The organism is Paraburkholderia sp. JHI869 (assembly GCF_038900775.1).
Classification (GTDB): domain Bacteria; phylum Pseudomonadota; class Gammaproteobacteria; order Burkholderiales; family Burkholderiaceae; genus Paraburkholderia.
In genome coordinates, this window is record NZ_JAYMSC010000003.1 from 447,154 (window position 1) to 472,960 (window position 25,807).

Consider the following 25,807-nt stretch of genomic DNA (forward strand, 5'->3'; position numbering starts at 1 on the left):
TTTTACGTCTGGCGGCTTACCTCTTGCCGCCCGGGTGCGCGCGTGGGCCGTTTTTTAAACCGGCTCGCTGCGCACCCTGCTCTGCTCTTTCCTTCGGTCGGCGCTTACGCCTTCGCCTTGTCCATCAGCGCGGTGAAGCGATCGAACAGATAGCCGATGTCCTGCGGACCGGGCGACGCTTCCGGGTGGCCTTGGAAGCAGAACGCGGGCTTGTCGGTCAGTTCGAAGCCTTGCAGCGTGCCGTCGAACAGCGACACGTGCGTGACGCGCGCGTTCGCGGGCAGCGTGGCGGCGTCCACCGCGAAGCCGTGGTTCTGCGACGTGATGACGACACGGCCATCTGCGAGATCCTTCACCGGATGGTTCGCGCCGTGGTGGCCCGTCTTCATCTTCAGGGTCTTGGCGCCCACTGCAAGGCCCATGATCTGGTGGCCGAGGCAGATGCCGAACGTCGGGATGCCTCGCTCGATGAACGCTTGCGTCGCCTTGATCGCGTAGTCGCACGGTTCCGGATCGCCGGGGCCGTTCGAGAGGAACACGCCGTCCGGGTTCAGCGCGAGCGCGTCTTCAGCCGTGGCTTGCGCCGGCAGCACGGTCACGTCGCAGCCGCGCTCGGCCAGCATGCGCAGGATGTTCTGCTTCACGCCGTAGTCGAACGCCACGACCTTGTACTTCGGCGCCGACTGCGTGCGGTAGCCTTCGCCCAGACGCCATTCCGTGGTGTTCCACGTGTACGGCTTTGTGGTCGAGACGACCTTCGCGAGGTCCATGCCCGCAAGGCCCGGGAACGAGCGCGCGAGTTCGATGGCACGGGCTTCGTCGTCGGAACCGGCGAGGATCGCGCCGTTTTGGGCGCCCTTGTCGCGCAGGATACGGGTGAGCTTGCGCGTATCGATGCCGGCGATGGCGACCACGCCTTCGTCCTTCAGATACTGGCCAAGCGTGCGCTCCATGCGGAAGTTCGAGGCGAGCACAGGCAGGTCGCGGATGATCAGACCGGCGGCATGGACTTTCGTGGCTTCGACGTCTTCGGCGTTGACGCCGACGTTGCCGATATGCGGATACGTGAGGGTAACGATCTGGCGAGCGTAGCTCGGGTCGGTCAGGATTTCCTGATAACCGGTGATGGCCGTGTTGAACACGACTTCACCGATCGTATGACCCGGCGCGCCGATCGAGTAACCACGAAAGACCGTGCCGTCGGCGAGCGCGAGCAGAGCGGGAGAGAATGACGGCAACACGGGAGACTCCTTGGGGGAGCACCCTGTGCCGACCTGTTATCCGACGTTGCGATCTTGCGACCTGAGAGCGGCTGCGGCGTCGGCACCCTTTTCTGTGAAGATCAGGATGCGCGCGCAGCTCGCTCGCTGCGCGACCTCTTCGTGCGGTTGGCTGTTGTGGCGCCGTGCCACGAGCGCGCGTTTGTGACGCAGGATCGGGCGGCAGCCGGCCAGTTGACGATGAAGCGCGGGCGGCGGATGAACGGATGGGAGGAGGTAGGCGCTAGGGTGCGGGTTGATAAGCTCAAACCTTGAAATTATAGCGCGAAAGTCACCTTTCCTTCAAATTTCAGGATGACGCTGGCGACGGGGAGCGTGCTCGCAGCCCGGTGCGCGGCCCTTTCCACTATAGCGGGCGGGGGCGCGGGGGCAAGCGCCGCCCGCTCGGCGCGGCTCGTGATCGCGCCCATGATTGTTGGCACCCACCAATGAAAACGCCGCCACCTGGCGGGGTGACGGCGTCAAACACAACAAAAACGGAAAAGTGATCGGAGCGAAATACCATGCGCTGCCCCCGCAACGCATGTTTGAGCACCCTTCGCCAGCCGCTATTTTGTCTGGTGCTTCTGCGCGTGGGTTTCGGCCTTCGGGCGGCTCGCCGCACCCTTCGACGCCTTGCTGGGCGCAGCGCTAACCGTCTTGGCCTTGACAGGTTCGGAAACCTTGACAACTTCGGTGCGCGCGCGACCGTGCTTCTTATCGTATCGCGACTTCGACCCGGTGTCTGCAACGCGGGTGCCAATTCGCTGCACGCCACCACCAGAAGCGTTCGTTGCCAGACGCTCCGGCCCCGGTTCGCTCGGCATTGCCTTGTTGACCGGCACGTGCAGCACCAGCACCTGGCCCGGCGCGACGTAGTCGCGATGGGTCTTGTTCCATGCCTTCAACTGGCCGAGCGACACGCCATAGCGGCTCGCCACCGCTTCCATCGACTGCTTGCGGCGCACGCGGATCAGCATCTTGCGCGTGTCGGGCACGTCCGGCTCCATGGCCAGCACAGCGCTTTCCGCCACATCGGCGCTGATGTCCTCGTCGTCGCCGTCGTCGGTGCGCGGCACCACGAGCGTCGAGCCCGCCTTCAGGCGCATGCCCGCCGGAATCTTGTTCACCGACATCAGCGTGTCGGCGTCCACACCGATCTTTTGTGCGATCGCGGCCGGCGTGGTGCGCGAGTCGGTCGTGTAGACGGTCCAGGACGAAAGCTGGCCGGAATAAGCCTTCAGGTTGCGCTCGAACGCGCTCGCGTTGTCGAACGGCAGCAGGATCTGCGGGTCGGTCGCGCCGAGAATCACGGGCTTCTTGAACGACGGGTTGAGCGAGCGGAACTCGTCGGTCGTCATGTTCGCGAGCTTGGCGGCGACGTCGACGTCGATGTCGTGCGAAGTCGTGACCGTGACGAAATACGGGTGGTTCGGAATGGACGGGAGCGTGAGCCCATACTGCTGCGGGTTCATCACGATGTTCTTGACCGCCTGCAGCTTCGGCACGTAGTTACGCGTTTCGCTGGGCATGCGCAGGCTTTGATAGTCGGTCGGCAAGCCCGCCGCCTCGTTGCGCGCGATGGCGCGCTGCACGTTGCCCTCGCCCCAGTTGTACGCAGCAAGCGCGAGATACCAGTCGCCGAACATGTCGTGCAAGCGCGAGAGGTAGTCGAGCGCGGCGCTGGTCGAGGCCAGCACGTCGCGGCGCTCGTCCTGCCACATGTTCTGCTTGAGGTTATAGGTGCGCCCCGTGCCCGGCACAAACTGCCACATGCCAGCGGCCTTCGCGACCGACAGCGCCTGCGGGTTATAGGCGGATTCGATGAACGGCAGCAGCGCGAGCTCGGTGGGCATGTGACGCGCCTCGAGCTCTTCGACGATGTGGTAGAGGTACTTCTGCGAGCGCTCGGTCATGCGCGCGACGTAGTCCGGCCGCTGGGCGTACCAGTTGGCGTTCATGTCGACGAGGTCGCTTTGCAGGTCGGGCATCTGGAAGCCGCGGCGAATGCGCCCCCAGAGGTCGGCGTCGGGGCTCGTCAACTGATCGACGGAGCCTTGATCGACGTTAATGGTTTCCTTCGCAGCGGAGGTCTTACGAATGAGGTCGGCGTTGGCCTGGGCGTTGGCTGGTGCTAGAGAGCTCGCAGACGGTCCCCCGCTCGCACAGGCGGCGAGCATGAGGACCAGCAGCGCACTGATTATGAATCGCATGAAAATCTACATCCGCATGGCTGGAATTTGCAGCCGATAGTACGGAACGCGTCCGTTTCCGTCAATCGGAATTAATGGAAAAAAAGCCATGAAATCCGCAGCTTGGGCGTGATTCCATACGATTGGGTTGAGCATGCCCCCTGACCTGGGTGGGTCAGCGGAACCGATTCTTCCATTCACGCATCATTGCGAATGCCGCAAGCCGGTCCGGCACCGATTCGTGCAACGCCTCGGTGAGCGCGGTTTGCACCGCCGCATCACCCGCGCGCAGGAAAGGATTGACGGCGCGCTCGTGCGCGATCGTCGTTGGCAGCGTCGGCACGCCGCGCTCGCGCAGCGCCGCCGCCTCGCGGCTCCAGTCGCGCAGATCGGCGTTCTCGGGATCGCAGGCAAGCGCGAAGCGAATGTTCGACAACGTGTATTCGTGTGCGCAGTGCACATGGGTATTGCCGGGCAGCGCCGCGAGCGCGTCGAGCGAGTCGAGCATCTGCGCGGGCGTGCCCTCGAACAGGCGCCCGCAGCCGCAGGCGAACAGCGTGTCGCCGCAGAACACGTGCGGCGTGCCGCTTGCATCCGCCGCCTGGAAGTAAGCGATGTGGCCGCGCGTGTGGCCCGGCACATCGATCACCGTGAGGTCGAGTGCGGGGGTTTCCAGATGCACGGCGTCGCCGCCCTTCACCCGGGTGACGAACGGGTCGAGCGGACCGAGCGCCTCGCCGGCCGGGCCATATACGGGCACGCGAGCGTCGGCGAGCAGGTCGGCCACACCGCCGACGTGGTCGTTGTGGTGATGGGTGAGTAAAATAGCGACGAGCCGCCAGCCGCGCTTCGCGAGGTATGCGCGAACCGGAGCGGCGTCGCCCGGATCGACGGCAACGGCATTCCGGCCGTCCGAAACGACCCAGATGTAATTGTCATCAAAAGCCGGAACCGGCACGTACTCGTAGGCGCACGCATCGCTCGGACGCGCGTACTCAAGCGGACTCTTCATGGGGCGACGTATTCTTCGACATGTCTGATCGATTGATTATAGACTGGCCCGCCTGGACCACCTCGCCCGCTGGCAGGTATGTGCTCGGTTGGGAACAGGAGCAGCTCGACCGCGTGGTGTCGAACATATTCGGCTACCATGCGCTGCAGCTCGGCCTGCCGCAGCTCGACGCCCTGCGCGAGAACCGCATGTCGTGCCGCGGCCTCGTGCTCGACGCCGCCAGCGCCGCAAGCTCGCCCTACTCCGTACCCGGTGCGTCGGCCCATGCCCACTCTGACGGCGGCCAAACGATGCCCGGCGCGGGCGGCGCAGCGCAAAACCGCAGCCCAGCTGAGGGCGGGAGTTCGCTGCTTCACGCGCCCGCGGGCCGCAGCACCGTGTGGTGCGACTTTCTCGACCTGCCGTTCGAGGCGCAGAGCGTCGACCTCATCGTAATGCCGCACACGCTCGAGTTCACGAGCGACCCGCACCGCCTCCTGCGCGAAGCCGAGCGCGTGCTGATGCCCGAAGGGCAACTGCTGATCGTCGGTTTCAACTCGCTTTCGCTGTGGGGCGCGCGCCAGTCGGTCGGCAAGCTGACAGGCCATCCGTTCCTGCCCGCGCGCCAGGACCTGATCGCGTTCACGCGCCTCAAAGACTGGATCAAGCTGCTCGGCTTCGAGCTTGAACGCGGGCGCTTCGGCTGCTATCGTCCGCCGCTTGCTACCGACCAGTGGCTCGGCCGCTACGGCTTCATGGAAGCCGCGGGCGACCGCTGGTGGGCGATTTTCGGCGCTATCTATATGGTGACGGCGATCAAGCGCGTGCGCGGCATGCGCCTCGTCGGGCCACTGAAGGTCAAGAAGCCGGTGCTGGCCGCGAGCCTGAAGCCTGCGGCCACCACCCCTTCCCCAACACGCAACAAGGACACATGAGCACACCCGACTTCGTCGAAATCTTCACGGACGGCGCCTGCAAGGGCAACCCCGGCCCCGGCGGCTGGGGCGCGCTGCTGCGCTTTGGCGCGCAGGAAAAGGAACTGTTCGGCGGAGAGCAAGGCACGACCAACAACCGCATGGAGCTGATGGGCGTGATCGCGGCGCTCGAAGCGCTCAAGCGCCCGTGCAAGGTGATCGTGCATACCGACTCGCAATACGTGCAAAAAGGCATCAGCGAGTGGATTCACGGCTGGAAGAAAAAGAACTGGATGACTGCGGCCAAGACGCCGGTCAAGAACGACGACCTCTGGAAGCGTCTGGACTCGCTCGTCGGCCAGCACGAGATCGAGTGGCGCTGGGTGAAGGGTCACGCCGGCCACCCGGAGAACGAGCGCGCCGACGCGCTTGCGAACCGCGGCGTCGCCACGCTCGCCGAACTCTGACCGCTTACTGCAACCGCATCAGGCGGTTGCCCCTCGCCTTCACGTTTTACAAGACATGCGCCAGATCATTCTCGATACCGAAACCACCGGCCTGAACGCTCGTACGGGCGACCGCATCATCGAAATCGGCTGCGTCGAACTGGTAAATCGCCGGCTCACCGGCAATAACCTGCACTTCTACATGAACCCGGAGCGCGACAGCGACCCGGGCGCACTCGCCGTCCACGGCCTCACGACCGAGTTCCTCTCCGACAAGCCGAAGTTCGCCGAAGTCGCCGACGAGATCCTCGACTTCATTCGCGACGCGGACATCATCATCCACAACGCGCCGTTCGACATCGGCTTTCTCGACGCCGAACTCGGGTTGCTCGGCAAGCCGGGGTTCAAGGAGCATTGCGGCGAGGTGATCGACACGCTCGTGCAGGCCAAGCAGATCTTCCCCGGCAAGCGCAACTCGCTCGACGCCCTGTGCGACCGCTTCGGCATCAGCAACGCGCACCGCACACTGCACGGCGCGCTGCTCGACTCGGAACTGCTCGCCGAGGTCTACCTTGCGATGACGCGCGGCCAGGAAAGCCTCGTCATCGACATGCTGGGCGAGCACGCCGCGCCCGGCGCAGCCGCTGCGCCGCGCGTGCAGCTCGGCTCGATCGAGCTGCCGGTGATCATGGCGAGCGACGAAGAAGTCTCCGAACACAACGCCGTGCTCGATGGCCTCGATAAGGCGATCAAAGGGACGTCGGTTTGGCGCACCGAGCCCGCCCCTGCCGAAGCCAATGCGGCCGATGCGCAAAATGCTTAAAAAGGGCTTTACAAGATCGGAAATGCCCTGCATAATCTGAATCTCTTCGGGTGGTTAGCTCAGCGGTAGAGCACTGCCTTCACACGGCAGGGGTCACTGGTTCGATCCCAGTACTACCCACCAGAATTTCTGGTGTTGGTAACGACAAGCACCGAAGAACAAGGGCTTACGTCGCAAGACGTAGGCCCTTTTCCTTTTCCAGCGCCGTTCGTTGCGCCTGCAACCTTCCCGGCTACGCCTGCCCCGCCCCACTGAGGAATTCCCTGCCCTACCCGGTTGGGGGGGTCACCCCGGATGGCCCGACTCCTAAGGTAACGCCAGACATCGGCAATACCGAAGCGCAATTCAGTTCCAGCAATCCGTGCGCGAACAAGGAGACATCATGAAAGCATTGGGCGTCGCTGCTCCCCCCTCCCATCTCGAATTCGCCGTATCCCCCCACTGAACCAACGCACTGCATCGGCCGCTGCGCGCAAAGCCTTCACCCGTACAGTCGCGTCCGTGCGTTGCACCTGTCAGCCGGCCCCAGCCGCTACACCGAGATCGCCCATGCCCAACACCCCTTCCTGGCAGCCAAAGTCCGCCTGGACCATCACGGCCCTCCTCACCGGGCTTTCCACAATCAATTTTCTCGACAAGATCGTCCTCGGCATGGTCGCCGTGCCGCTCATGGCCGAAATGCATCTCTCGCCAGCGCAATTCGGCTTCGTCGCGGGCAGCTTCTTCTGGCTGTTCTCGACTTCGACTGTGCTCGTAGGCTTCCTCTCGAACCGTGTGCCGACACGCTGGATTCTGCTCGCCATGGGCGCAAGCTGGGCGCTGTTGCAGATACCCCAGGCATTCGCCACGAGCGCGTCCGCGCTGCTGCTCTGTCGCGTGGTTCTCGGCGCGGCGGAGGGCCCCTCGTTTCCGGTCTCTGTCCACTCGCTCTTCAAGTGGTTCCCCGACCACATGCGCAGCCTCCCCGTAGCCGTCATCAACCAGGGCGCGGTCGCCGGCATGGTGCTCGCCGGGCTCCTGATTCCCGCGATCTCGCAGCGCTGGGGCTGGCGCACGAACTTCTTCGTGCTCGCCGTGGTGGGCGCACTCTGGTGCGCGCTGTGGCTGGCCTTCGGCCGCGAAGGCTCGCTCGACGTCATGCGGCGCACGCCGCACGAACCGGCCTCGGCCGGCGCGGCGGCCGCTCCGCTGCCCTATCGCAGGATTCTCACTGACGCGTCCGTGCTCTCGGTCTTCCTGCTCGGCTTCGTAGCGTACTGGCTGCTCGGCCAGACGATCACGTGGTTGCCCACCTACCTCGAAAAGGGGCTTGGTTTCGGCAGCGTTGCTTCGGGACGCCTCTTCGCACTCGTCATCGCATTCGCGGCGCCGGTCAACATCGGCCTGAGTGCGCTCTCGCAGCGCATGCTCCGGCAAGGCGCGACCTCGCGCGAAGCCCGCGCACGGCTCACGAGTGTTCTGATGATCGCAGGCGCGCTGCTCTTCTTCGCAATGGCGGCGATCGACCTGACGCCCATGCAAAAGGTGTTCTGCTACGCCGTAGCGGCGGCGCTGTCCACGTTCTGCCTGACGCTCGCACCGGCGATGCTCGCCGAAATGGTGCCGCTCGCCCAGCGCGGCTCGGTCATCGCGATCAATACCGCGGTGGCAAGCCTCGGCGCGGCGATCGGGCCAGCCCTGATCGGCCGGATCGTCGAGTCGTATGCCCCGACGGGCGCGCACGCTTACGAAATCGCCATCGCAGTCACCGCGGCACTGCTGGTCGTCGCGGCACTCGTGGCGCTGCGCTGGCTACACCCCGAACGCTCGCTGCACACGCGAGGCGAAGCCACAGCGCCACTCACTGCCTGAACGAATACATCACGCGTTGCGCACGCAGCGCAACGCGTGAGCCGTTAAAGGCCGCGCACGACGGCCACAAGCACATATCGTCAATGGAGACTTACATGCAAGCAACCGTTAGCGTACCTAACGAGTTTCAGACCGACGCAACAATCGGCGAAAGCTGGCCTTTCACCCTCACGCGGCACACGCCGACCATCGGCGCCGAGATCGGCGACATCGATCTGCGCGAGCCGCTCGACGACGTCACGTACCTGGCCCTGCGCCGCGCGCTGCTCAAATACAAGGTCCTGTTCTTCCGCGACCAGGACATCACGCCCGCGCAGCACGTGGCCGTTGCACGCCGCTTCGGCGAACTGGAGGTCCACCCTACGTTTCCGCATCACCCGGACCACCCGGAACTCGTCATCCTCGGGCGCAACGATTCGAAGCGCGGGCGCGAAAATCTCTACCATTCGGACGTGTCATGGCGCGAAATTCCTTCGATGGGGTCGATGCTGCGCTGCGTGACATGCCCCGAGGTGGGCGGCGATACCATGTGGATCAACATGGCCGCGGCCTACGAGGGCCTGCCCGAAGAGATCAAGACACGCATTGCCAACCTCACGGCGGCCCACGATTTTCTGCCGCTGTTCGGGATCGCCATTCCCGAAGATCAGCATGCCGAAATGAAGAAACGCTTTCCACCTGCCACACATCCGGTGGTGCGCACACACCCGGAAACGGGCGAGAAGATCCTCTATGTCAACGAGGCTTTCACCACGCATCTGGCCAACTACGGTCACAAGACCGCAGACCAGTACCGCGTGGGCTTCGACTTCAAGCTCGCCGAAATGGAACTGTTGCAATTGCTGTTTCGTCAGGCGCAGGTGCCCGAGTATCAGGTGCGACTCAAGTGGCGCCCGAACACGATCGCCTTCTGGGACAACCGGTCGTGCCAGCACTACGCCGTGCAGGACTACTACCCCGCCGTGCGGCACATGATGCGCGCGACCGTCATCGGCGATCGGCCGGTTTGAGCCTGTCACATCGCGACTTGGGAAACGCATCATGAAAACATTGAACCGCTTCTACATCGACGGACAGTGGGTCGAACCCGCGCAGCACGGCACGCGCTGCGTCTCATTCGATATCGTCGATCCCGCCACCGAAGAACGCATCGGCACGCTCGCAATGGGCAATGAGGAAGACGCCGATCGCGCCATCGCCGCCGCGCGCGCCGCTTTTCCCGCGTGGTCGGAAACGAGCCGTGAAACGCGCATCGCGCTGCTCGAGCGCATCGCCGCGATCTATCAGCGCCGCCTGCCCGAGATCGCCGAAGCCGTGCGCCAGGAAATCGGCGCGCCGGTCTCGCTGTGCAATGCGTTGCAGGCGCCAATCGGCCTCGCGCAGTTGCGCGCGACCATCGATATCCTGCGCGACTATGCGTTCGAAACGACGCACGGCAAGAGTTACGTGCGTCGCGAGGCGATCGGCGTCGCCGCGCTCATCACGCCATGGAACTGGCCGCTGAACCAGATCGCGGCCAAGGTCGCTCCGGCGCTGGCCGCGGGCTGCACCGTCGTGCTCAAGCCCTCCGAAATCGCGCCGTTCGACGCCATGATCTTCGCCGAGATTCTCCATGCGGCCGGCGTGCCCGCGGGCGTATTCAACATGGTGTTCGGCGAAGGCCGCACCGTGGGTGCGCGGCTCGCCTCGCATCCGCACGTGGACGTGGTTTCCATCACGGGTTCGGCCCGCGCGGGCGTGGAAGTCGCGATCAGCGCAGCGCCCACGGTCAAGCGCGTCACGCAGGAACTAGGCGGCAAATCCGCCCTGCTCATTCTCGACGATGCCGATCTGCAGTCCGCCGTGGCTAGCGGCGTCGCGCAATGCATGGCGAATTCCGGTCAGACCTGCATCGCGCCCACACGCATGCTCGTGCCACATGCACGCTACGACGAAGCAGTCGGAATCGCAGCGGCGGCCGCGAATGCAATAACGGTCGGCGATCCGGCGGACCCTGCCACGCGCATGGGCCCCATTTCGAACCGCGCCCAGTACGACAAGGTGCAGCACATGATCGAGTCGGGCATCGCGGAAGGCGCGCGCGTGGCGGCGGGTGGGCTCGGCCGCCCGCCTGGGCTCACGCGCGGCTTCTACGCGCGGCCCACCATCTTCGCCGGCGTGCACAACGACATGACGATCGCACGAGAGGAAATCTTCGGCCCAGTGCTCGCGCTGATTCCCTACGACGCTGAAGAAGACGCCATCCGTATCGCGAACGATAGCCCCTACGGGCTTGCGGGCTATATCGCGACGAGCGATCTGCAACGCGCACGCAAGGTGGCGGCGCGCCTGCGCGTAGGGTCGGTACGCGTCAATGGCGCGATGCTCGATGTGACCGTGCCGTTCGGCGGCTACAAGACGTCTGGCAACGGCCGCGAATACGGCGCCGAAGGGTTGGCCGAGTTCCTCGAGTGCAAGTCGGTGACAATGTGAGTCTCAAGCGGAAACGGGACCGTTCTCACGGTCCCGTTTTTCCCGCACATACCGGTTCGACGCACTAGAACGTCGAAAGCGCCAACGTGTTCTTGACCGAGGTCACGCCGGCCACACCCTGGGCGATCCGCGTCGCCTGATCGATCTGAGCCTGTTCCGGCACCCATCCTTCCAGCCTCACTGCGCCATTGGTCGCGCGCACGGTAATGCCGCCGGCGTGCAGTCCCTTTGCTTTCGCGAGGGCGTTCAGCACACGCCGGCGCAGCGCGCGATCAGCGGCCTTCTGCGAAGCCGGCGTTGCGCTGGCGCCTGAAGAGGAAGCCGCGGCAGGCGAACCCGGCACGCCGTCCTGAGCATGGGCCGGCAAAGAAGCGGCAAATAAACCAGTCAAAAGCGTGGCCACAGCTAGCGCGCGCCGGTTGCGAATGACATTCATCTTGGTCCCTTCTCGTTGATTGTGAGTTGCGGCCGCGCCGGAGCGCGGCAATGTCAGTTCAACACGCGCCGTCAGAAGCGATGCGTCATGCCGACCACCCCGAGCACCTGCGTCGAGCCGTAGTTCGTGACCGAAACGCCCGGCCAGCTCATCGTCGCGGTACCGTTGTTTCTCATGTAGCCCGCGCGCAGGTAGAACGCCGTACGCTTCGAGATGCTGTGGTCGTAGCCGATCTGCACGCCCGGGGTGTTGTCGTGCGCGCCGCGCACGTTGCGCGCGATCCCGGCGATTTCGACCGTGTCCGCCGGCGTTGCCTGAATCGTCGCGCCAAACTCCATCAGGCTCGACGACTTGCCCGCGCCAAGCACGGCTGCGAGCGAGTGCGGCGCCGCGTCGTGCGGACGGTTGTACGCGTAGTTGAATTGCAGGTTGACAATGCCGATGCGGTACCCGAGCGCGCCCGTGAAATGTTCGGTACCGAGCAGGTTGAGCGCTGCGGGCAACCCCGCGATCGTCGCCGTGCCGGGATGCTGGTACTGGTAGGCGATGCCGGCATACAGTCCATAGGCCGAATACGAGAGCCCCAGGTCGAGCGTGTTCCCCGACGTCTGTGGCACCGGCTGCGTGACCGTGGCCGAGAAGCCGTACAGTCCGTAGAGCTGGAAGCCTGCGAGATTCGGCGACTTGTAGAGTATCGAGTTGCTCGTGCGGCCCGTCGCGTACTGGGTGGCGAGTGTATTGTGATCGACCGCGAGAACCCCCGCCGAAAGCGGCGAAAGAATTTCATTGCCGCGGAACGGATCGGACGGGTAGACAACCCAGAACGTAGGCTGGTACTGACGCCCAAACGTGAGCGAACCGTATTTGTCGTGCGTGAGGCCAACCCATGCCTGCCGGTAGAAGAGCGCGGTGGTATCCGCGAACAGCCCCCCGTTATTGATGTTGTACCCGGCTTCGACGTTGAACACCGCCTTCAGACTGTTGCCGAGATCCTCACTCCCCTTGAGGCCGAACATCGACCCCGCGTTACCGCCGCTTCGTTCGGAGTACGAATGCTTTCCCCCGTTGTCCAGATACTGGAGGAATACATCGGCCACACCGTACAACGTCACATTCGACTGCGCCGCGGCACTGCCGGCCATCACGGCCAGCGTGGCACCGCAAATACCCTTGCTGATAAAACGCATGCACGTCTCCTCTTTTTTGATTGCCGCGTGCGAGAGGCGCGGCGGATGTGCAACCGGTTTTGCACCGTTTGGCACCGGCAGGCACATGCGGCGCAGTGTTGCAGGGACGACCAGGGGGGCAACTACCCAAACGGAGTGGGGACGGGAATACCCCAAGCGGTATGCGCGTTGCGACCCTACGCGCCAAGCCGATGCGCTCCGGCCACCCGCGCGGGGTGGGGACACCGCGCGTTGCCTGCGTCACCATCGCGATATCGCGCCTTTCGTTGCTGTGGCGCATTCAGGAAGGCAATCGCATGTCTCAAAATGACACCGCAGGCGTGCCGCGCAAGTTGGCGCATACGCGTCAGATCGTCTGTAGCGGGTACACGCGCGAAGACGGCCTCTATGACATCGAAGCCCACATGACGGATACAAAGGGCCATGACTCGGCGCTGTTGTTCAAGGACGTGCCGGTGGGCGGCGCGATTCACGACATGTGGCTCACGATCACCGTCGACGAAAACCTCGTGATCCGCGCGGCGCACGCGCGCACCGACACCGCGCCCACGCCCTGGTGCGCGCAGATCAATGAGGCCTACGCGAAGCTCGCAGGCATCGCGATCGGCAATGGCTTCATGAAGGAGGTGAAGGCAAGACTGGGCGGCACGCACGGCTGCACGCACCTCACCGAACTGCTCGGCCCGATGGCTACCACGGCGTTCCAGACGCTGATGGGACTGCAGAGCGGCGCACACGAGCGTCTTGCCGAATTCGCTGGCGGCGCTCCGGCGCCGCTGCTGCCCATGCTGGACACGTGCCACGCCTGGCGCGCGGACGGCGACGTGGTGCAGGTTCTGCGCGAGCGCACTGCCGGCTCGGTTGCCCGCACGGAAGTCCCCGCCAATGTCTAGCCAGCCCCGCCGGCACGCAACGCACTCCGTTGCGCTGCCGCAAAACAGCACGGTTCGCCAGGCGCGCGCGCCCGCGTGCCCGCGCAAGCGCGCGCGCTACAATAGTCCGATCCTCGTTTCGTCATCGGGCGCGCGCAGACATCGCGGCGCCTGGACTGCAAGGCGCACGCGAACATGCCGCAACGCTGGCCCGATTCCCCTTCCACCGCTGCTGGCGCGGCGTCCCGTGTGATGGCGCCGCGCAGCAAGACACGCGTCGTCGCGCGCGAGCGCGTGGTCGGCCAGTTGATCGAGGCGCGGCGCAAGCGCTGCATCGTGCTCCAGGGCCCGGCCGGCTGCGGCAAGACCACCACGCTCCTCGCCTGGCGCGAGGCGCTCCTGCCGCTCGGCTTCGATCTCGCCTGGCTCACGTTCGCGCCAGAAGACGACGACCTCGCGAGCTTCGTCGACGGTCTCGTGGCGAGCCTCGCCCAGGTCGATCCCGCCATTTGCCGCGAAGCGGCCATCCTCGGCGGCCGCGGCGTGGACGACGAAGCGGTCGAGCGCACGGTGATTGCGCTCGTGCGCGCCATCGGCGGCCGCTCCTCCGACCTCGCCCTAGTCATCGACGATCTCGACCACGTTACCAATGCTCGCAGCCAACGCGCGCTCCAGTGGCTCATCGACTATGCGCCGCAAAACCTGCACATCGTGCTGGTGTCGCGCGGCAGTTTCCCCGTGTCGCTCGGCCGCCTGCGCGACCAGGATCTGGTGCTCGAACTCAACATGCGCGACCTGCGCTTCACCTTCGCCGAATCCGCGCAATACCTGCGCGCACAACTCGGCGAGGTGAGCGAGCGCGACGCGCGCGAAATGCACGAGCTGACGGACGGCTGGGTGGCGGGGCTGCAGCTCTTCGCAATGCACCTGAAGCGACGCCGCACGGCCACTGGCGCGGCGGACGTCACGACGTCGTTCGCGAGCACGCATCTGCACGACGCGCGCGCCTTCGGCGACTACTTCGAGGGCGCGGTGCTGTCGCGCCTTTCGGCAAGCGAAGTCGAACTGCTCGTGCGCACGTCGGTTTGCGCGCGGCTGTGCTCCTCGCTATGCGTCGCGCTCGTCGGCGACGAGCAGCCTTCGAACGAAGTCCTCGCGCTGCTCGCGCGCCTGGAAACCGACAACCTCTTCATCGCGCAAATCGAACGCGTAGGCAACGAGACCTGGTACCGCCTCAACCCGCTCTTTCGGGAGACCCTGCTCGAACGCCTGCACGCGCGCAGCGAGGCGTTCCAGCGCTCGGTGCACCACGCCGCCTGGTGCTGGTTCCGTGACCACGGCCTGCGCGAGGAAGCCGTGCGGCATGCGCTGCTCGCCGGCGAACCGGCCGCCGCCGCCGAACTCGTGCTGAAAGTCGCTCGCGACCTGCAGTTCTCGGGCGAACTGCGCAAGCTTGTCTCGCTGATGCATCTGCTTCCGCATGCCGAGATCGAAGCACGCATCGAACTACGCCTCTGGCGCCTGCAGCTCGAGTTGTACGCGCGCGACTTTCAGGCCTGCGCCGCCACCATCGCGCGTCTCGACGCCGACATTCCGGCTGAAGACGTAGCCGCACGCTACCGCCTCACGCTGCTGCGCGCCGCGGTGGATGTGCAGCGCGACGACGCCGAAAGCGCGATGGCGAACCTGCCGTTGATCCTCGCTGCGCCGCCGGACGCCCACAGCGTGTCGATCGGCGCGCGCGACAACCTGCTCTCATGGCTCTACATGCGCCACGGCGATTACGAGCAGGCCCGCGCCGTGCAAGCCGACACAGCGCGCCCGCTCTATGCCGGCGCGCCGTTGATGGGCACCTCGGCCGGCGTGCTCAATGGCCGCTGTATCGTCGGCTTCAGCTACGCGCTCGAAGGACGCTTTCTCGAAGCCGAGCGCATTAGCCGCGACGTCCTCGCGGAGGCCGACCAGCGCGGCAGCAGCGCGGCGGAAGCCGCCTGTCTCGCAGCGGCGCAGCTAGGCGAGGCGCTCTACGAGTTCAACGATCCGCGCGGCGCAAGGCGTCTGCTCGAAGATCGCGTCGACGTGCTCGAGCGCGTATCCATTCCGGATTCCGTATTGCGCGTCATCAGCGTGCTTTCCGCTGCACATTGGGTCGAGGGGCACAGGCTCGATGCCTTCGCCTATCTCGAGCGGCTCGAAGAGTATGCGCAGCGGCACGACCTGCCCCGGCTCCTTGCGCACAGCCTCGCAGCGCAGGTCCAGCGGCGTCTGCAATGCGGCCAGTTCGACGCTGCCGAAGGGCACCTGGCGCGGCTAGATACGATCGCGGCGCGCCTGCGGCCCACGCGGCCCGGCGCCTGGCGCGACATCAATGCGCTTGCGGAGCGCTCGCACGTCAACTGGTGCCTCGCGCACGAAGACCTCGAAGGCGCCGCTCTGCGTCTGCCATCGCTCATTGCGTTTTGCGGCGAGCACGGCTGGCAGCACCAGGTCGCCCATCTGAAGATGCAGTCCGCACTCGTGGACCACCAGCGCGCACGCGAGGAAGCCGCAAGCCAGGCCGCGATCGCGGGCCTGCGTCTCGGCCACCGGCTGGGCCTCGTGCGCAGCGTGCTCGACGCAGGCCCGAACGTGCTGGACTTCGCGGCTCAGGTGACACACGGTGAAGCGGGCGATCCGGTGCTGGCGTTCTATGTCGACCGGTTGCGCGTCGCGCAGGATGCGGCGTCCGCGCTCGCCAGGACAACGAGCGAAGTCGGGCTCGAACTCGATACGGCGCACATCGGTGCCGAAACGCTCAGCGAACGCGAATCGAAGGTCGTGAGCCTGCTCGCCCAGGCGCTGCCCAACAAGAAGATCGCCCGCACGCTCGGCATCTCGCCCGAAACGGTCAAGTGGCACCTGAAGAACATCTACGGCAAGCTCGGCGTGTCGAGCCGCGATGAGGCGGTCGCGCGCGTGCGCGACCTCGGCATCGACACCTGAGCGGCACCGCGCCGACGCGCTACCCGGTTCGGGTGGTCCGACCCACGACCCCACTCGATATCCTTGCTTTAAGGGGTGCCGCCCAGCGGTACCTCTCCCGACACAATCAACGTGGTGCGCCCGCCAGGTCGCACGCAAACGTTCAGGAGACACGGCTCAATGAGTACGCTCACGGCCAGTATTTCGCCGGCGGTCGCCGTCCGGCCGGTCCGCATGCCCCACCGCGAGACGCTCGTCGAGCGGCGCAGTGACGGCAGCCTGATCCTTCGCTCAGCCAACCCGCCACCCGCCATTACGCAAACGAGCTTCGCGGATTTCATCGAAGGATGGGCAAACGCGCGGGGCGAGACTGCTGCCTTCTGCGAGCGCAACAGCGACGGCGCCTGGCGGCGCGTGAGCTGGCGCGAACTGTGGCAGCAGGTGCAATGCGTCGGCGCGGCGCTGCTCGAGATGGGCCTCGACCAGGCGCATCCGCTCATGCTGCTCTCGGGTAACTCGATCGAGCAAGCCGTCGTGCTGCTCGCCGCCGAATACGTGGGCATTCCCGTCGCGCCGGTTTCGCCCGCTTACTCGACGCTAAGCCAGGATTTCGCGCGCCTGAAGGCCGTGGTCGAACTGGTGCCGCCCGCCGCGCTGTTCGTGCAGGACGCCTCGCCCTTCGAGCGCGCGCTCGCCGCACTCGCGCATCTCGGTGCACCGGTCATCGCCGTGCGCAATGCCCGCGCAGGTCAGATCGAGTGGGCTGCGCTCGCACAGACTGAACTGACAGAGCCGCGACGCGCGGCCGTCGCCGCCGCGCACGCGGCAATCACACCCGAAGCCACGGCGCGCGTGCTCTTCACGTCGGGCTCGACCGGCGCGCCCAAGGGCGTCAATCTCACGTACCGCAATTTCAAGGCGGTGGCTTCTTATTTCGCCGACAACCTCGCCTTCCTGCTCGACACGGAGCCCGTATTCCTCGACTGGCTACCGTGGCACCACGGTCTGGGTGGTGTGCTCAACCTGGGCCGCTCGATCCAGTTCGGCTCCACCCACTACATCGACGACGGCCGCCCCGTGCCCGGCATGATCGAGCGCACCGTGCGCAACCTGCGCGAAGTGGCACCGACGATTTTCACGAGCGTGCCCTCCGCCTGGACCGTGCTCGCGAACGAGCTCGAACGCGATCCCGAACTCGCGGCAAACCTGTTCTCGAAGGTCCACTTCTTCGGCTACGGCGGCGCGAGCCTGCCCACCGAAGTTTGGGAGCGCATTCAGCGCGTGGCCGTCAAGACCATCGGTCTGCGCATCGCCTTTGCGAGCGGCCTCGCCTGCACGGAGACAACAGGCATGGGCACGTTCTGCGGCTGGCCCACGGATACCGTCGGCAACATCGGTACGCCGGTGCCGGGCTCAGAAGTGAAGCTCGTGCCGCTCGAAGGCGGAGATGCGCGCTACGAAATCCGCATGCGCGGCGCGAATGTGTTCGGCGGCTATATCAAGCATCCCGAACTCAGCGCGGCCGCGTTCGACGACGAAGGCTTTTTCCGGCTCGGCGACGCCGTGCGTTTCGCGAATCCGGACAATCCGTCGGAAGGCCTGCTGTTCGCGGGGCGCGTGGTCGAAGACTTCAAGCTCACCAACGGCACCTGGGTGCGCACCGGCGCCATGCGGCTCGCCCTGCTCGACCGCTGCGCGCCGCTCCTTACCGACGCCGTGATCTGCGGTCACGATCACGCGTATGTCGCCGCGCTCGCCTGGCCGAATGTGGCCGCGTGCCAGCGTTTCGCGCCGGAACTCGCCGGGCTTGACGCCGCGGCGCTCGTGCAGCACCCCGTTCTCATGGCCACGCTGAGCGAGCGGCTGCGCGCCCAGCGCGGTCAGGGCGCGAGCGTTCACGTCGAACGACTCATGCTGATGGCCGAACCGCCCTCCATGGACGCCAACGAGATCGCCGACAAGGGCTACGTGAATCAAGCCGTCACGCGAGCGCGCCGGGCTCACCTGGTCGACGCGCTTTATCTTTCCGAACCTGCCGCGCACGTTGCGCGCGCGCATTGATCCACCCACACCGATCCACCGCCACGAACGCAATCGTTCACATTCAGGAATCCTGATATGCATATCAACCGTAACGTCTTCCGCGACGACCACGAGATGCTGCGCACCACCGCGCGGCGCTTCCTCGAGAAAGAATGCGTGCCGAAGCAGGCCGAATGGGACAAGGCCGGCAAGGTCGATCGCGAGACCTGGCTGAAGGCCGGCCGCGAAGGCCTGCTCTGCCTCACGCTGCCTACCGAATACGGCGGCGGCGGCGGCGACTTCGGCCACGCGGCTGTGCTCAACGAGGAAATCAACCGCGCCGGCGTGAGCGGCCTCGGGTTCCCGGTTCACTCGGACATCATCGCCCCGTACATCGCGCGCCTCGGCAATGAAGAGCAGAAGCAGCGCTGGCTGCCCAAGGTTTGCTCCGGCGAATACATTCTCGCCATCGGCATGACGGAGCCAGGCACGGGCAGCGACTTGAAGGCCGTGCGCACCACCGCCATTCGCGACGGCGACGAATATGTGATCAACGGCAGCAAGACCTTCATCAGCAACGGTCTGATGGCTGACCTCATCATCATGGTTTGCAAGACCGATCCGGCGGCGGGTTCGAAGGGCGTGAGCCTGATCGTCGTGGAAGCGGACCGTGAAGGCTTTCGGCGCGGGCGCAAGCTCGAAAAGGTAGGCCAGCACGCGCAGGACACCGCCGAACTCTTCTTCGACAACGTGCGCGTGCCGGTCTCGAACCGCCTCGGCGAGGAAGGCAAGGGCTTCTCCTACCTGATGGCGGAACTGCCGCAGGAGCGTCTGTCGATCGCGGTGGGCGCAGCGGCAAAGCTGGAAACCTGTCTTGAGCACACGCTGAACTACGTGAAGGACCGCAAGGCATTCAACCAGACCGTGTGGGACTTTCAGAACACCAAGTTCAAGCTCGCTGACATCAAGGCCCAGGCGCTCGCCGTGCGTCTAATGGTCGATCACTACCTCTCCGAGCATGTGCGCCGCCGTCTCACGCTGGAAGAAGCGGCCGTGGTGAAGCTCTTTGCGACCGAGTCGCTCGGCAAGGCGCTCGACGACATGGTGCAACTGCATGGCGGCTACGGCTACATGCTCGAATATCCGGTCGCCCGCGCTTTCTGCGACTCGCGCGTCAATCGCATTTACGGCGGCACCAGTGAAGTGATGCGCGACCTGATCTCGCGAAAGCTTTAAAAAATTTCAATACATTTAGGAGTACTGATATGAGTAGAAGCGCATTCATCGCTGGCGTCGGCATGATTCCGTTCAAGAAGCCCGGCACGAGCGAAACCTATGACACGATGGGCGCCACGGCAATTCGCCAGGCGCTCGCCGACGCGGGCCTCGACTACAACGACGTGCAGCAGGCCTACGCGGGCTATGTCTACGGCGACTCGACCTGTGGCCAGAAAGCGCTTTACCAGGTGGGCATGACGGGCATTCCCGTCATCAACGTGAACAACAACTGTGCGACCGGCTCGTCCGCGTTGTACCTCGCGCGCCAGGCCGTGCAGAGCGGCGCGGTGGAATGCGCGCTCGCCGTTGGCTTCGAGTTCATGGGTCCGGGCGCGCTGAAGTCCGCGTGGACCGACCGCGCCAGCGCGCTCGAGCGCGCGCTCGACATCACCGACGAGCTGGTCGGCCGCCCAGAGGGTCTCAGCAACGCCATTCGCCAGTTCGCAGGCGCGGGCATGTCGCACATGAAGAAGTACGGCACGAAGCTCGAAACCTTCGCGAAGATCCGCGCGAAGGCAAGCCGTCACGCGGCGCGCAACCCGCTCGCCGTGTTCCGCAACGTCGTTTCGACCGAAGATGTGATGGCCGCGCCAATGTTGTGGGAAGGCGTGCTCACGCGCCTGATGGCGTGCCCCCCGACCTGCGGCGCGGCGGCGGCACTCGTCGTTTCCGAGGCGTTTGCGAAGAAGCGCGGCTTGCGCGCCAACGTGGTCATCGCGGGCCAGGCGCTCACGACCGACACGCCGAGCACGTACGACGCACGCGACATGATCCGCGTGGTCGGGTTCGACATGACGCAGTCGGCGGCGAAGAGCGCCTATGAGCAAGCCGGCGTCGGCCCGCGCGACATCGACGTGATCGAACTGCACGACTGCTTCGCGCAGAACGAGTTGCTGACCTACGAAGCGCTCAGCCTGTGCGCGGAAGGCGAAGGCGAGAAGCTTGTCAACGACGGCGATAACACCTACGGCGGTGAATGGGTCGTCAATCCTTCGGGTGGCCTGCTCTCGAAGGGCCATCCGCTCGGCGCAACGGGCCTCGCACAGTGCTATGAACTCACGCAGCAGTTGCGCGGCACGGCGAACGACCGCCAGGTGGAAGGCGCAAAGGTCGCGCTCGCGCACAACGTGGGCTTGGGCGGCGCGTGCGTTGTCACGGTCTACAAGTCGGTGTGAGCGTGAACTCCCGCCAATAGCATGGAGCCCTCGACATGATCGACAAACAACATATCGGCAGGACGCTGCCCGCGTTTCGCGCGGTGGCCGAAGCAGGCCGGCTGCGCTTTTTCGCGAAGGCGATCGGCGAAACGAACCCGGTGTACTTCGACGAATCCGCTGCTCGCGACGCGGGCCATCCGGGCCTGCCGCTGCCGCCCACGTTCCTGTTCTCGCTCGAACTCGAGCAGCCGGACGCGTCGTGGCGCGACGAGATCGGCATCGAACTGCCGCGCATTCTGCACGGTGAGCAGACCTTCACGTATCACCGGCTAGCGTACGCCGGCGACGTGCTGCTGTTCGAGTCGCGCATTGCGGACATCTACGACAAGAAGGGCGGCGCACTCGAATTCGTCGTGCGCGAAACACGCGTGACCAACCAGCGCGGCGAGCACGTAGCCGATCTGCGCAGCGTGATCGTGCAACGCAACGGCTGAAGGGAGAACTCGCATGACCATCCAGTACGACACGATCCAGGTGGGCGACACGCTGCCGCCGCTCGAACTGCCGCCCGTCGACCGCAAGATGCTCGCGCTCTTCGCGGGCGCCTCGGGCGATCACAACGCGGTGCATATCGACATCGACTACGCGCGGCGTGCGGGCATGCCCGACGTGTTCGCGCACGGCATGCTCTCGATGGCCTGGCTCGGCCGCTTGCTCGCGCAGTGGGTCGATCAGCGCCAGTTGCGCCAGTTCGGCGTGCGTTTCGTGGGCATCACGCATCTCGGCCACCGCATCGTCTGCACGGGGCGCGTGGTCGAGAAGTTCGAGGCCGAAGGCGAGAAGCGCGTGCGCCTCGAAATCCAGACCGCCAACCAGTATGGCGAACCGCGCGTCGTGGGCGATGCCGTGGTTTCACTGTAAGCAATCCGAATCAAATAATCGAAGGAGAAGGCAGCATGGGTAAGCTCGATGGCAAGGTGGCGCTCGTCACCGGTTCGGGACGCGGCATTGGCCGCGCGATCGTCGAAAAGCTCGCGAGCGAAGGCGCGCGCATCGTGGTGAACGATCTCGACGCCGATCCGGCGCACGAGACGGTTGAAGCACTGAAGCAGATGGGCGCCGAAGCGGTGGCCTGCGTGGGCAACGTTACGGCGCCGGACTTCGCCGAGCGTTTCGTCAACACGGCGATGAGCGCGTACAAAGGCATCGACATCATCGTCAACAATGCCGGCTACACGTGGGACGACGTGATCCAGAAGATGACCGACGAGCAGTGGTACGCGATCCTCGACTGCCATATGACCGCGCCGTTCCGCATCTTGCGCGCCGCGTATCCGCACGTGAAGGCGCTGCACGCCGCCGACGTCGCCGAGGGGCGCGAGGTGTATCGCAAGATCGTGAACATTTCGTCGGTGTCGGCGCTCAACGGCAATGCCGGTCAGATGAACTACTCGTCCGCAAAGGCCGGTGTGATCGGCATGACGCGCGCGCTCGCCCGTGAATGGGGACGCTTCAACGTGAACGTCAACGCCGTGGCGTTCGGCTTGATCCACACACGCATGACGTCGGCCGACGCAAAGGCTGGCGCGACCGTGAAGATCGATGGCCGCGACATCCGCGTGGGCCTGAACCCCGAAATGCTCAAGACGCATGCGCAGCGCAATCCGCTTGGCCGCGGCGGCACGCCCGAGGAAGCGGCGGGCGGCGTGTATCTCTTCTGCACGCCCGAGTCGAACTACATCACCGGGCAGACGGTTGCCGTAGCGGGGAATCTCCAGTAAAGCGAAGCAGCATGTCGGCCACACCGGGAAGCCCGCCGTTGCGCGGGTTTTCTGTTTTGCGGCCTGCCCTATTCGGTGCCGGTGTCGAGACCGATGCCGCGCGCCATGCCTGTGGCCGCGACCACCATCACGACGAGCAGAAGCGTCTGCCATCTGCCGATGCGTGCGTATTGCGGCGCGTGGGTGAGATCCGGCACATCGCCGCGCCGCACGGCAAGACGCCAACGCAGCAACGCCATCATCGGTGCGATTTCGAGCAGCAGGATCAGCACGAGCGCGCCCATCTTCACAAGAAAGAGCGGTTCGTGGAGGTAATACGCCGCGCCTTTCTCGAAGCCGCCGAACGCACGCATGGCGCCAGTCACGATCAGGACGACCGCCGAGCCGCCCCAGCCGTTGTCGGCGCTGAAGATCATCGGCAGGTCTTCGGTGGAGGTGCAGCGGCGCAGACCGCGTGTGCGCCGCAAGATCGACGCGAGCGCAAAGCCGAAGGCGAGCAGATGAATGGCGGCGAGCAACCAGCGGATGAGCATTGCGACTCCTTCGACGGACGACAGGAACGGCAAGCAATAGTAAAGCGACTCGCGCGCCGGCGTGACGCAACGCGGCCAGGCCGCGGCGCGTGTGCAAGCGGGGCGTCAGACCTGCTTTAGCGCGGCATCGAGGGCGAGCGCGGCTGTGCGGTCGCCTTCAGAGCCGAGCCGCGCGCGAAATACAGTTTGACGGTTGTGGCCCGCCGCAGCCGGCGAATCCCAGAGCAATTCGATCTTCGGCCGGCGCGCGGGCTTGCCCGCAGGCGCCGCAGTCGCAGATGCCGACGCCGATGCCGGCCGCTGTTCTACGGGTGCGCCCGGCTCAGGCGTAGCCGCGGACTGGCTGGCCCCCTGCGCTGCGCCGCAATCTGTGGGATCCGCGGGATCCGACACGTCAACCGGTTCGGCAACGCCTGTCGCCGGTGCAGGATCGCCGGTCTGCACCGGCGCCGGCAACAGCGCGGGGCCAGCGGCAACCGCCCCGCCCTGCGGCACCCCGGAAAGCCAGCGCACCGACAACTCGCGCGCATCGTATTGACCGACCTTGCGGCTCTCCTGCCAGACCACCGTCGTGCGCGTGGCGGCATCGATCGAAACGGCGAAACGCCCGATCGCGAAACGCCGCGCGGCGAAGTTGCTGCGCCAGAGCGCGCGTGGCCGGCAAATCCAGACCACGGCGGCATAGAGCGCGGGGGCGGCGACGAGCCAGCCGTTGGTGTCGGCCACGGCGTGGATGGTGCGCCGCCAGCCGGCGGTCCAGACGAACAGCCCGATCGAGCCGATCGCGAACAGAAAACCGAGCACGCCGAAAAAGCGCAGCGCCTGGCGCAGCCACTGCGGCAGTGGGTGAAACGGCCGCTCGACGCGCGCCTTGGCGCCCGGCAGCACGATCAGCAAAAACAGGAAGACGAGATTCAGGCTTGCCGCCGGCGACGACGCCATGCCTTCGAGCGCGGCAAGGAAATTCATCTGCGCCATGGAGTGCAGCCAACGCGCCAGGATCACGAGCCCGATCGCGCGCAGCGCGAAAAGCGTCCCGGCACCGGGTACGGTGGCCGTGGGCGTCGGTCGGGTTCTGGCCAAGGGACTACTCCTTCTCTCACTGTCGTCGTGGGCGCCGCGGATTTTACGGCACGGCCATTATAGGGACATTGAGCGTGCGCCTCACTCGCCGCCGCCGCGAAAATGACAACGCCCCGGTGCACAGGCACCGGGGCGTTGGGGGAAAGCAGGAAAACCAGACGCGCCGCAGCGCATCAGGTTTCAGTACAGGCTTAGCCGGCGTTGACTTCGCGCAGTACAGTGCGATGCTTCTGGCGCAGCAGTTCTTCGTACACGGCCACGTAGTTGCGTGCCATCACCTTCGACGAGAAGCGTGACTCGAACGCGCCACGCACCTTCTCGCGCGACAGCGTCGACAGGCGCTTGACCGCCGCGACTGCGCTGATTTCGTCTTCGACGACGAAGCCCGACACGCCATTCTCGATGACTTCCGGCACCGAGCCGCGCTTGAAGGCGATGACCGGCGTGCCGCAGGCCATGGCTTCGATCATGACGAGGCCGAAGGGCTCCGGCCAGTCGATCGGGAACACCAGTGCGTGCGCATTGCCGAGGAACTCGCGCTTTTCGTGCTCGCCGATTTCACCGATGTATTCGACATGCGGCAACGCCATCAGCGGCTTGATGACTTCTTCGTAGTAGGCACGGTCGGCCTTGTCGATCTTGGCGGCGACCTTGAGCTTCATGCCCGCCTGGCCGGCGATGCGGATCGCGCGATCAAGACCCTTCTCCGGCGAGACGCGGCCGAGGAAGGCGAGATAGCCGGGCTCGACGTTCGGAATCGGCGTGAGCACGTCTTCCGGCAGGCCGTGGTAGACGGTCTGCTGCCAGTTGGCTTGCTGCAGCGGGAGGCGCTGGTTGTCCGAGATCGAAACGACCGGCACGTCGCTGAACGCGGTGAAGACCGGCTGCAGTTCCGGCAGGTCGAGACGGCCGTGCATCGTGGTGACGAACGGCACTTCCTGACGCGCGAACAGCGAGAACGGGTAGTAGTCGATGTGGAAGTGCAGGACGTCGAACTCGTCCGCGCGGCGGCGAACTTCTTCGAGCAGCAGCATGTGCGGAGCCATCACGTCGCGAATCGTGGGGTCGAGGCGCAGTGCCTGCGGCCAGAACGCTTCGAGCTTTGCCGAGGTGATCGAATCGCCGCTGGCGAACAGCGTGACATCGTGGCCCTGTTCGACCAGCGCTTCGGTCAGGTAGGAGACCACCCGTTCCGTGCCGCCGTACAGCTTGGGAGGAACCGCCTCGTGCAACGGAGCGATTTGAGCGATTCGCATAGTGGTGAACTCCTTCCTCGTAATAAATCGGGCAATAGACTGCAAATTTGACAATCGACCTATGCAGGCTGCGGCTTCCTTGTCGCCACGCACCTTACAGGCGTTCCGTACCGCTAACCGCGCCGGAAATCCGGACACAGACCCGACGCAGTTGTGAAGCGGCTAGAGAGCGCACACGCGGCGGTTCAGGCGGTAAACGCGCAGGGTTCGCGGCCGTTGACACAGAAGCTGTCAAATTCCCTACGCCGTTCGAGTCGGCATTATCCCGTTCCAGGGTAAATACCGGCTAGATC

General features: G+C 65.3%; 22 protein-coding genes and 1 tRNA gene. 15 read left to right on the forward strand and 8 right to left on the reverse strand.

Going from position 1 to position 25,807, the window contains the following annotated elements; genetic code table 11:
* Nucleotides 1–104: 104 nt before the first annotated feature.
* The 3 genes from carA to gloB all read right to left on the reverse strand — a co-directional run bounded on the left by carA (nt 105) and on the right by gloB (nt 4,463).
* Nucleotides 105–1,241: a glutamine-hydrolyzing carbamoyl-phosphate synthase small subunit gene (gene carA / locus VSR72_RS08425; RefSeq protein ID WP_342951923.1), complete on the reverse strand. Its 1,137-nt coding sequence runs from the start codon at nt 1,239–1,241 to the stop codon at nt 105–107.
* 587 nt (nt 1,242–1,828) lie between these two features.
* Entirely contained in the window at nt 1,829–3,472 is a 1,644-nt protein-coding gene (locus VSR72_RS08430) for a transglycosylase SLT domain-containing protein (protein ID WP_342951924.1), read from the reverse strand.
* Nucleotides 3,473–3,626: 154 nt separating this feature from the next.
* Entirely contained in the window at nt 3,627–4,463 is an 837-nt protein-coding gene (gene gloB / locus VSR72_RS08435) for a hydroxyacylglutathione hydrolase (protein ID WP_342951925.1), read from the reverse strand.
* A 20-nt stretch (nt 4,464–4,483) separates the two neighbouring features.
* Here gloB and VSR72_RS08440 point away from each other — a divergent pair, with 20 nt between their 5' ends.
* From VSR72_RS08440 to VSR72_RS08470, 7 genes are all read left to right on the forward strand, one after another.
* Nucleotides 4,484–5,377, forward strand: coding sequence for a class I SAM-dependent methyltransferase (locus VSR72_RS08440; RefSeq protein ID WP_342951926.1), 894 nt, complete (start codon nt 4,484–4,486; stop codon nt 5,375–5,377).
* Complete coding sequence (rnhA, locus tag VSR72_RS08445) at nt 5,374–5,823, forward strand: ribonuclease HI (protein WP_342951927.1); 450 nt, start codon at nt 5,374–5,376, stop codon at nt 5,821–5,823. The genes VSR72_RS08440 and rnhA overlap by 4 nt, the downstream gene beginning before the upstream one ends.
* Nucleotides 5,824–5,878: 55 nt before the next feature.
* On the forward strand, nt 5,879–6,625 hold the full coding sequence (gene dnaQ / locus VSR72_RS08450) for a DNA polymerase III subunit epsilon (RefSeq protein WP_342951928.1): 747 nt from the start codon (nt 5,879–5,881) through the stop codon (nt 6,623–6,625).
* Between the two features lie 48 nt (nt 6,626–6,673).
* Nucleotides 6,674–6,748 (forward strand) — tRNA-Val (locus tag VSR72_RS08455).
* A 426-nt stretch (nt 6,749–7,174) separates the two neighbouring features.
* Nucleotides 7,175–8,476 carry an MFS transporter gene (locus tag VSR72_RS08460; protein WP_342951929.1) on the forward strand — a complete coding sequence of 434 codons (1,302 nt, stop codon included), beginning with the start codon at nt 7,175–7,177 and terminating at the stop codon, nt 8,474–8,476.
* 95 nt (nt 8,477–8,571) lie between these two features.
* Complete coding sequence (locus VSR72_RS08465; RefSeq protein WP_342951930.1) at nt 8,572–9,486, forward strand: TauD/TfdA family dioxygenase; 915 nt, start codon at nt 8,572–8,574, stop codon at nt 9,484–9,486.
* Nucleotides 9,487–9,517: 31 nt separating this feature from the next.
* Entirely contained in the window at nt 9,518–10,948 is a 1,431-nt protein-coding gene (locus VSR72_RS08470; RefSeq protein WP_342951931.1) for an aldehyde dehydrogenase family protein, read from the forward strand.
* 64 nt (nt 10,949–11,012) lie between these two features.
* Here the strand turns inward: VSR72_RS08470 and VSR72_RS08475 are convergent, their stop codons facing one another.
* Both VSR72_RS08475 and VSR72_RS08480 read right to left on the reverse strand, forming a co-directional pair.
* Nucleotides 11,013–11,351 (reverse strand): BON domain-containing protein, encoded by a 339-nt coding sequence (locus VSR72_RS08475; protein WP_342951932.1) that lies wholly within the window; start codon nt 11,349–11,351, stop codon nt 11,013–11,015.
* A gap of 104 nt (nt 11,352–11,455) precedes the next feature.
* Nucleotides 11,456–12,571 (reverse strand): porin, encoded by a 1,116-nt coding sequence (locus VSR72_RS08480; RefSeq protein ID WP_342951933.1) that lies wholly within the window; start codon nt 12,569–12,571, stop codon nt 11,456–11,458.
* A gap of 296 nt (nt 12,572–12,867) precedes the next feature.
* Here VSR72_RS08480 and VSR72_RS08485 point away from each other — a divergent pair, with 296 nt between their 5' ends.
* The 8 genes from VSR72_RS08485 (at nt 12,868) to VSR72_RS08520 (ending at nt 22,642) form a co-directional block, all read left to right on the forward strand.
* Nucleotides 12,868–13,464, forward strand: coding sequence for a DUF2889 domain-containing protein (locus VSR72_RS08485; protein WP_342951934.1), 597 nt, complete (start codon nt 12,868–12,870; stop codon nt 13,462–13,464).
* Between the two features lie 174 nt (nt 13,465–13,638).
* The gene (locus VSR72_RS08490) at nt 13,639–16,425 is read left to right on the forward strand and encodes a LuxR C-terminal-related transcriptional regulator (protein ID WP_342951935.1); all 2,787 of its coding nucleotides are present in this window, start codon (nt 13,639–13,641) and stop codon (nt 16,423–16,425) included.
* 159 nt (nt 16,426–16,584) lie between these two features.
* A complete protein-coding gene (locus tag VSR72_RS08495) occupies nt 16,585–18,465 on the forward strand; it encodes a feruloyl-CoA synthase (RefSeq protein ID WP_342951936.1) in 1,881 nt (626 codons plus the stop codon).
* Nucleotides 18,466–18,522: 57 nt separating this feature from the next.
* Nucleotides 18,523–19,662 (forward strand): acyl-CoA dehydrogenase family protein, encoded by a 1,140-nt coding sequence (locus VSR72_RS08500; RefSeq protein ID WP_342951937.1) that lies wholly within the window; start codon nt 18,523–18,525, stop codon nt 19,660–19,662.
* Nucleotides 19,663–19,691: 29 nt separating this feature from the next.
* The gene (locus tag VSR72_RS08505) at nt 19,692–20,879 is read left to right on the forward strand and encodes a lipid-transfer protein (protein WP_342951938.1); all 1,188 of its coding nucleotides are present in this window, start codon (nt 19,692–19,694) and stop codon (nt 20,877–20,879) included.
* Nucleotides 20,880–20,914: 35 nt separating this feature from the next.
* Nucleotides 20,915–21,355, forward strand: coding sequence for a MaoC family dehydratase N-terminal domain-containing protein (locus VSR72_RS08510; RefSeq protein WP_342951939.1), 441 nt, complete (start codon nt 20,915–20,917; stop codon nt 21,353–21,355).
* A gap of 13 nt (nt 21,356–21,368) precedes the next feature.
* Nucleotides 21,369–21,782 (forward strand): MaoC family dehydratase, encoded by a 414-nt coding sequence (locus VSR72_RS08515; RefSeq protein WP_342951940.1) that lies wholly within the window; start codon nt 21,369–21,371, stop codon nt 21,780–21,782.
* 35 nt (nt 21,783–21,817) lie between these two features.
* Nucleotides 21,818–22,642, forward strand: coding sequence for an SDR family NAD(P)-dependent oxidoreductase (locus VSR72_RS08520; RefSeq protein ID WP_342951941.1), 825 nt, complete (start codon nt 21,818–21,820; stop codon nt 22,640–22,642).
* Between the two features lie 68 nt (nt 22,643–22,710).
* On the opposite strand, the gene VSR72_RS08525 is transcribed toward VSR72_RS08520, so the two are convergent.
* The 3 genes from VSR72_RS08525 to VSR72_RS08535 all read right to left on the reverse strand — a co-directional run bounded on the left by VSR72_RS08525 (nt 22,711) and on the right by VSR72_RS08535 (nt 25,514).
* Entirely contained in the window at nt 22,711–23,175 is a 465-nt protein-coding gene (locus tag VSR72_RS08525) for a DUF2214 family protein (protein ID WP_342951942.1), read from the reverse strand.
* Between the two features lie 105 nt (nt 23,176–23,280).
* Complete coding sequence (locus VSR72_RS08530; RefSeq protein WP_342951943.1) at nt 23,281–24,258, reverse strand: hypothetical protein; 978 nt, start codon at nt 24,256–24,258, stop codon at nt 23,281–23,283.
* Nucleotides 24,259–24,449: 191 nt separating this feature from the next.
* Nucleotides 24,450–25,514: a glycosyltransferase family 4 protein gene (locus tag VSR72_RS08535; RefSeq protein WP_342951944.1), complete on the reverse strand. Its 1,065-nt coding sequence runs from the start codon at nt 25,512–25,514 to the stop codon at nt 24,450–24,452.
* Nucleotides 25,515–25,807 lie beyond the last annotated feature (293 nt).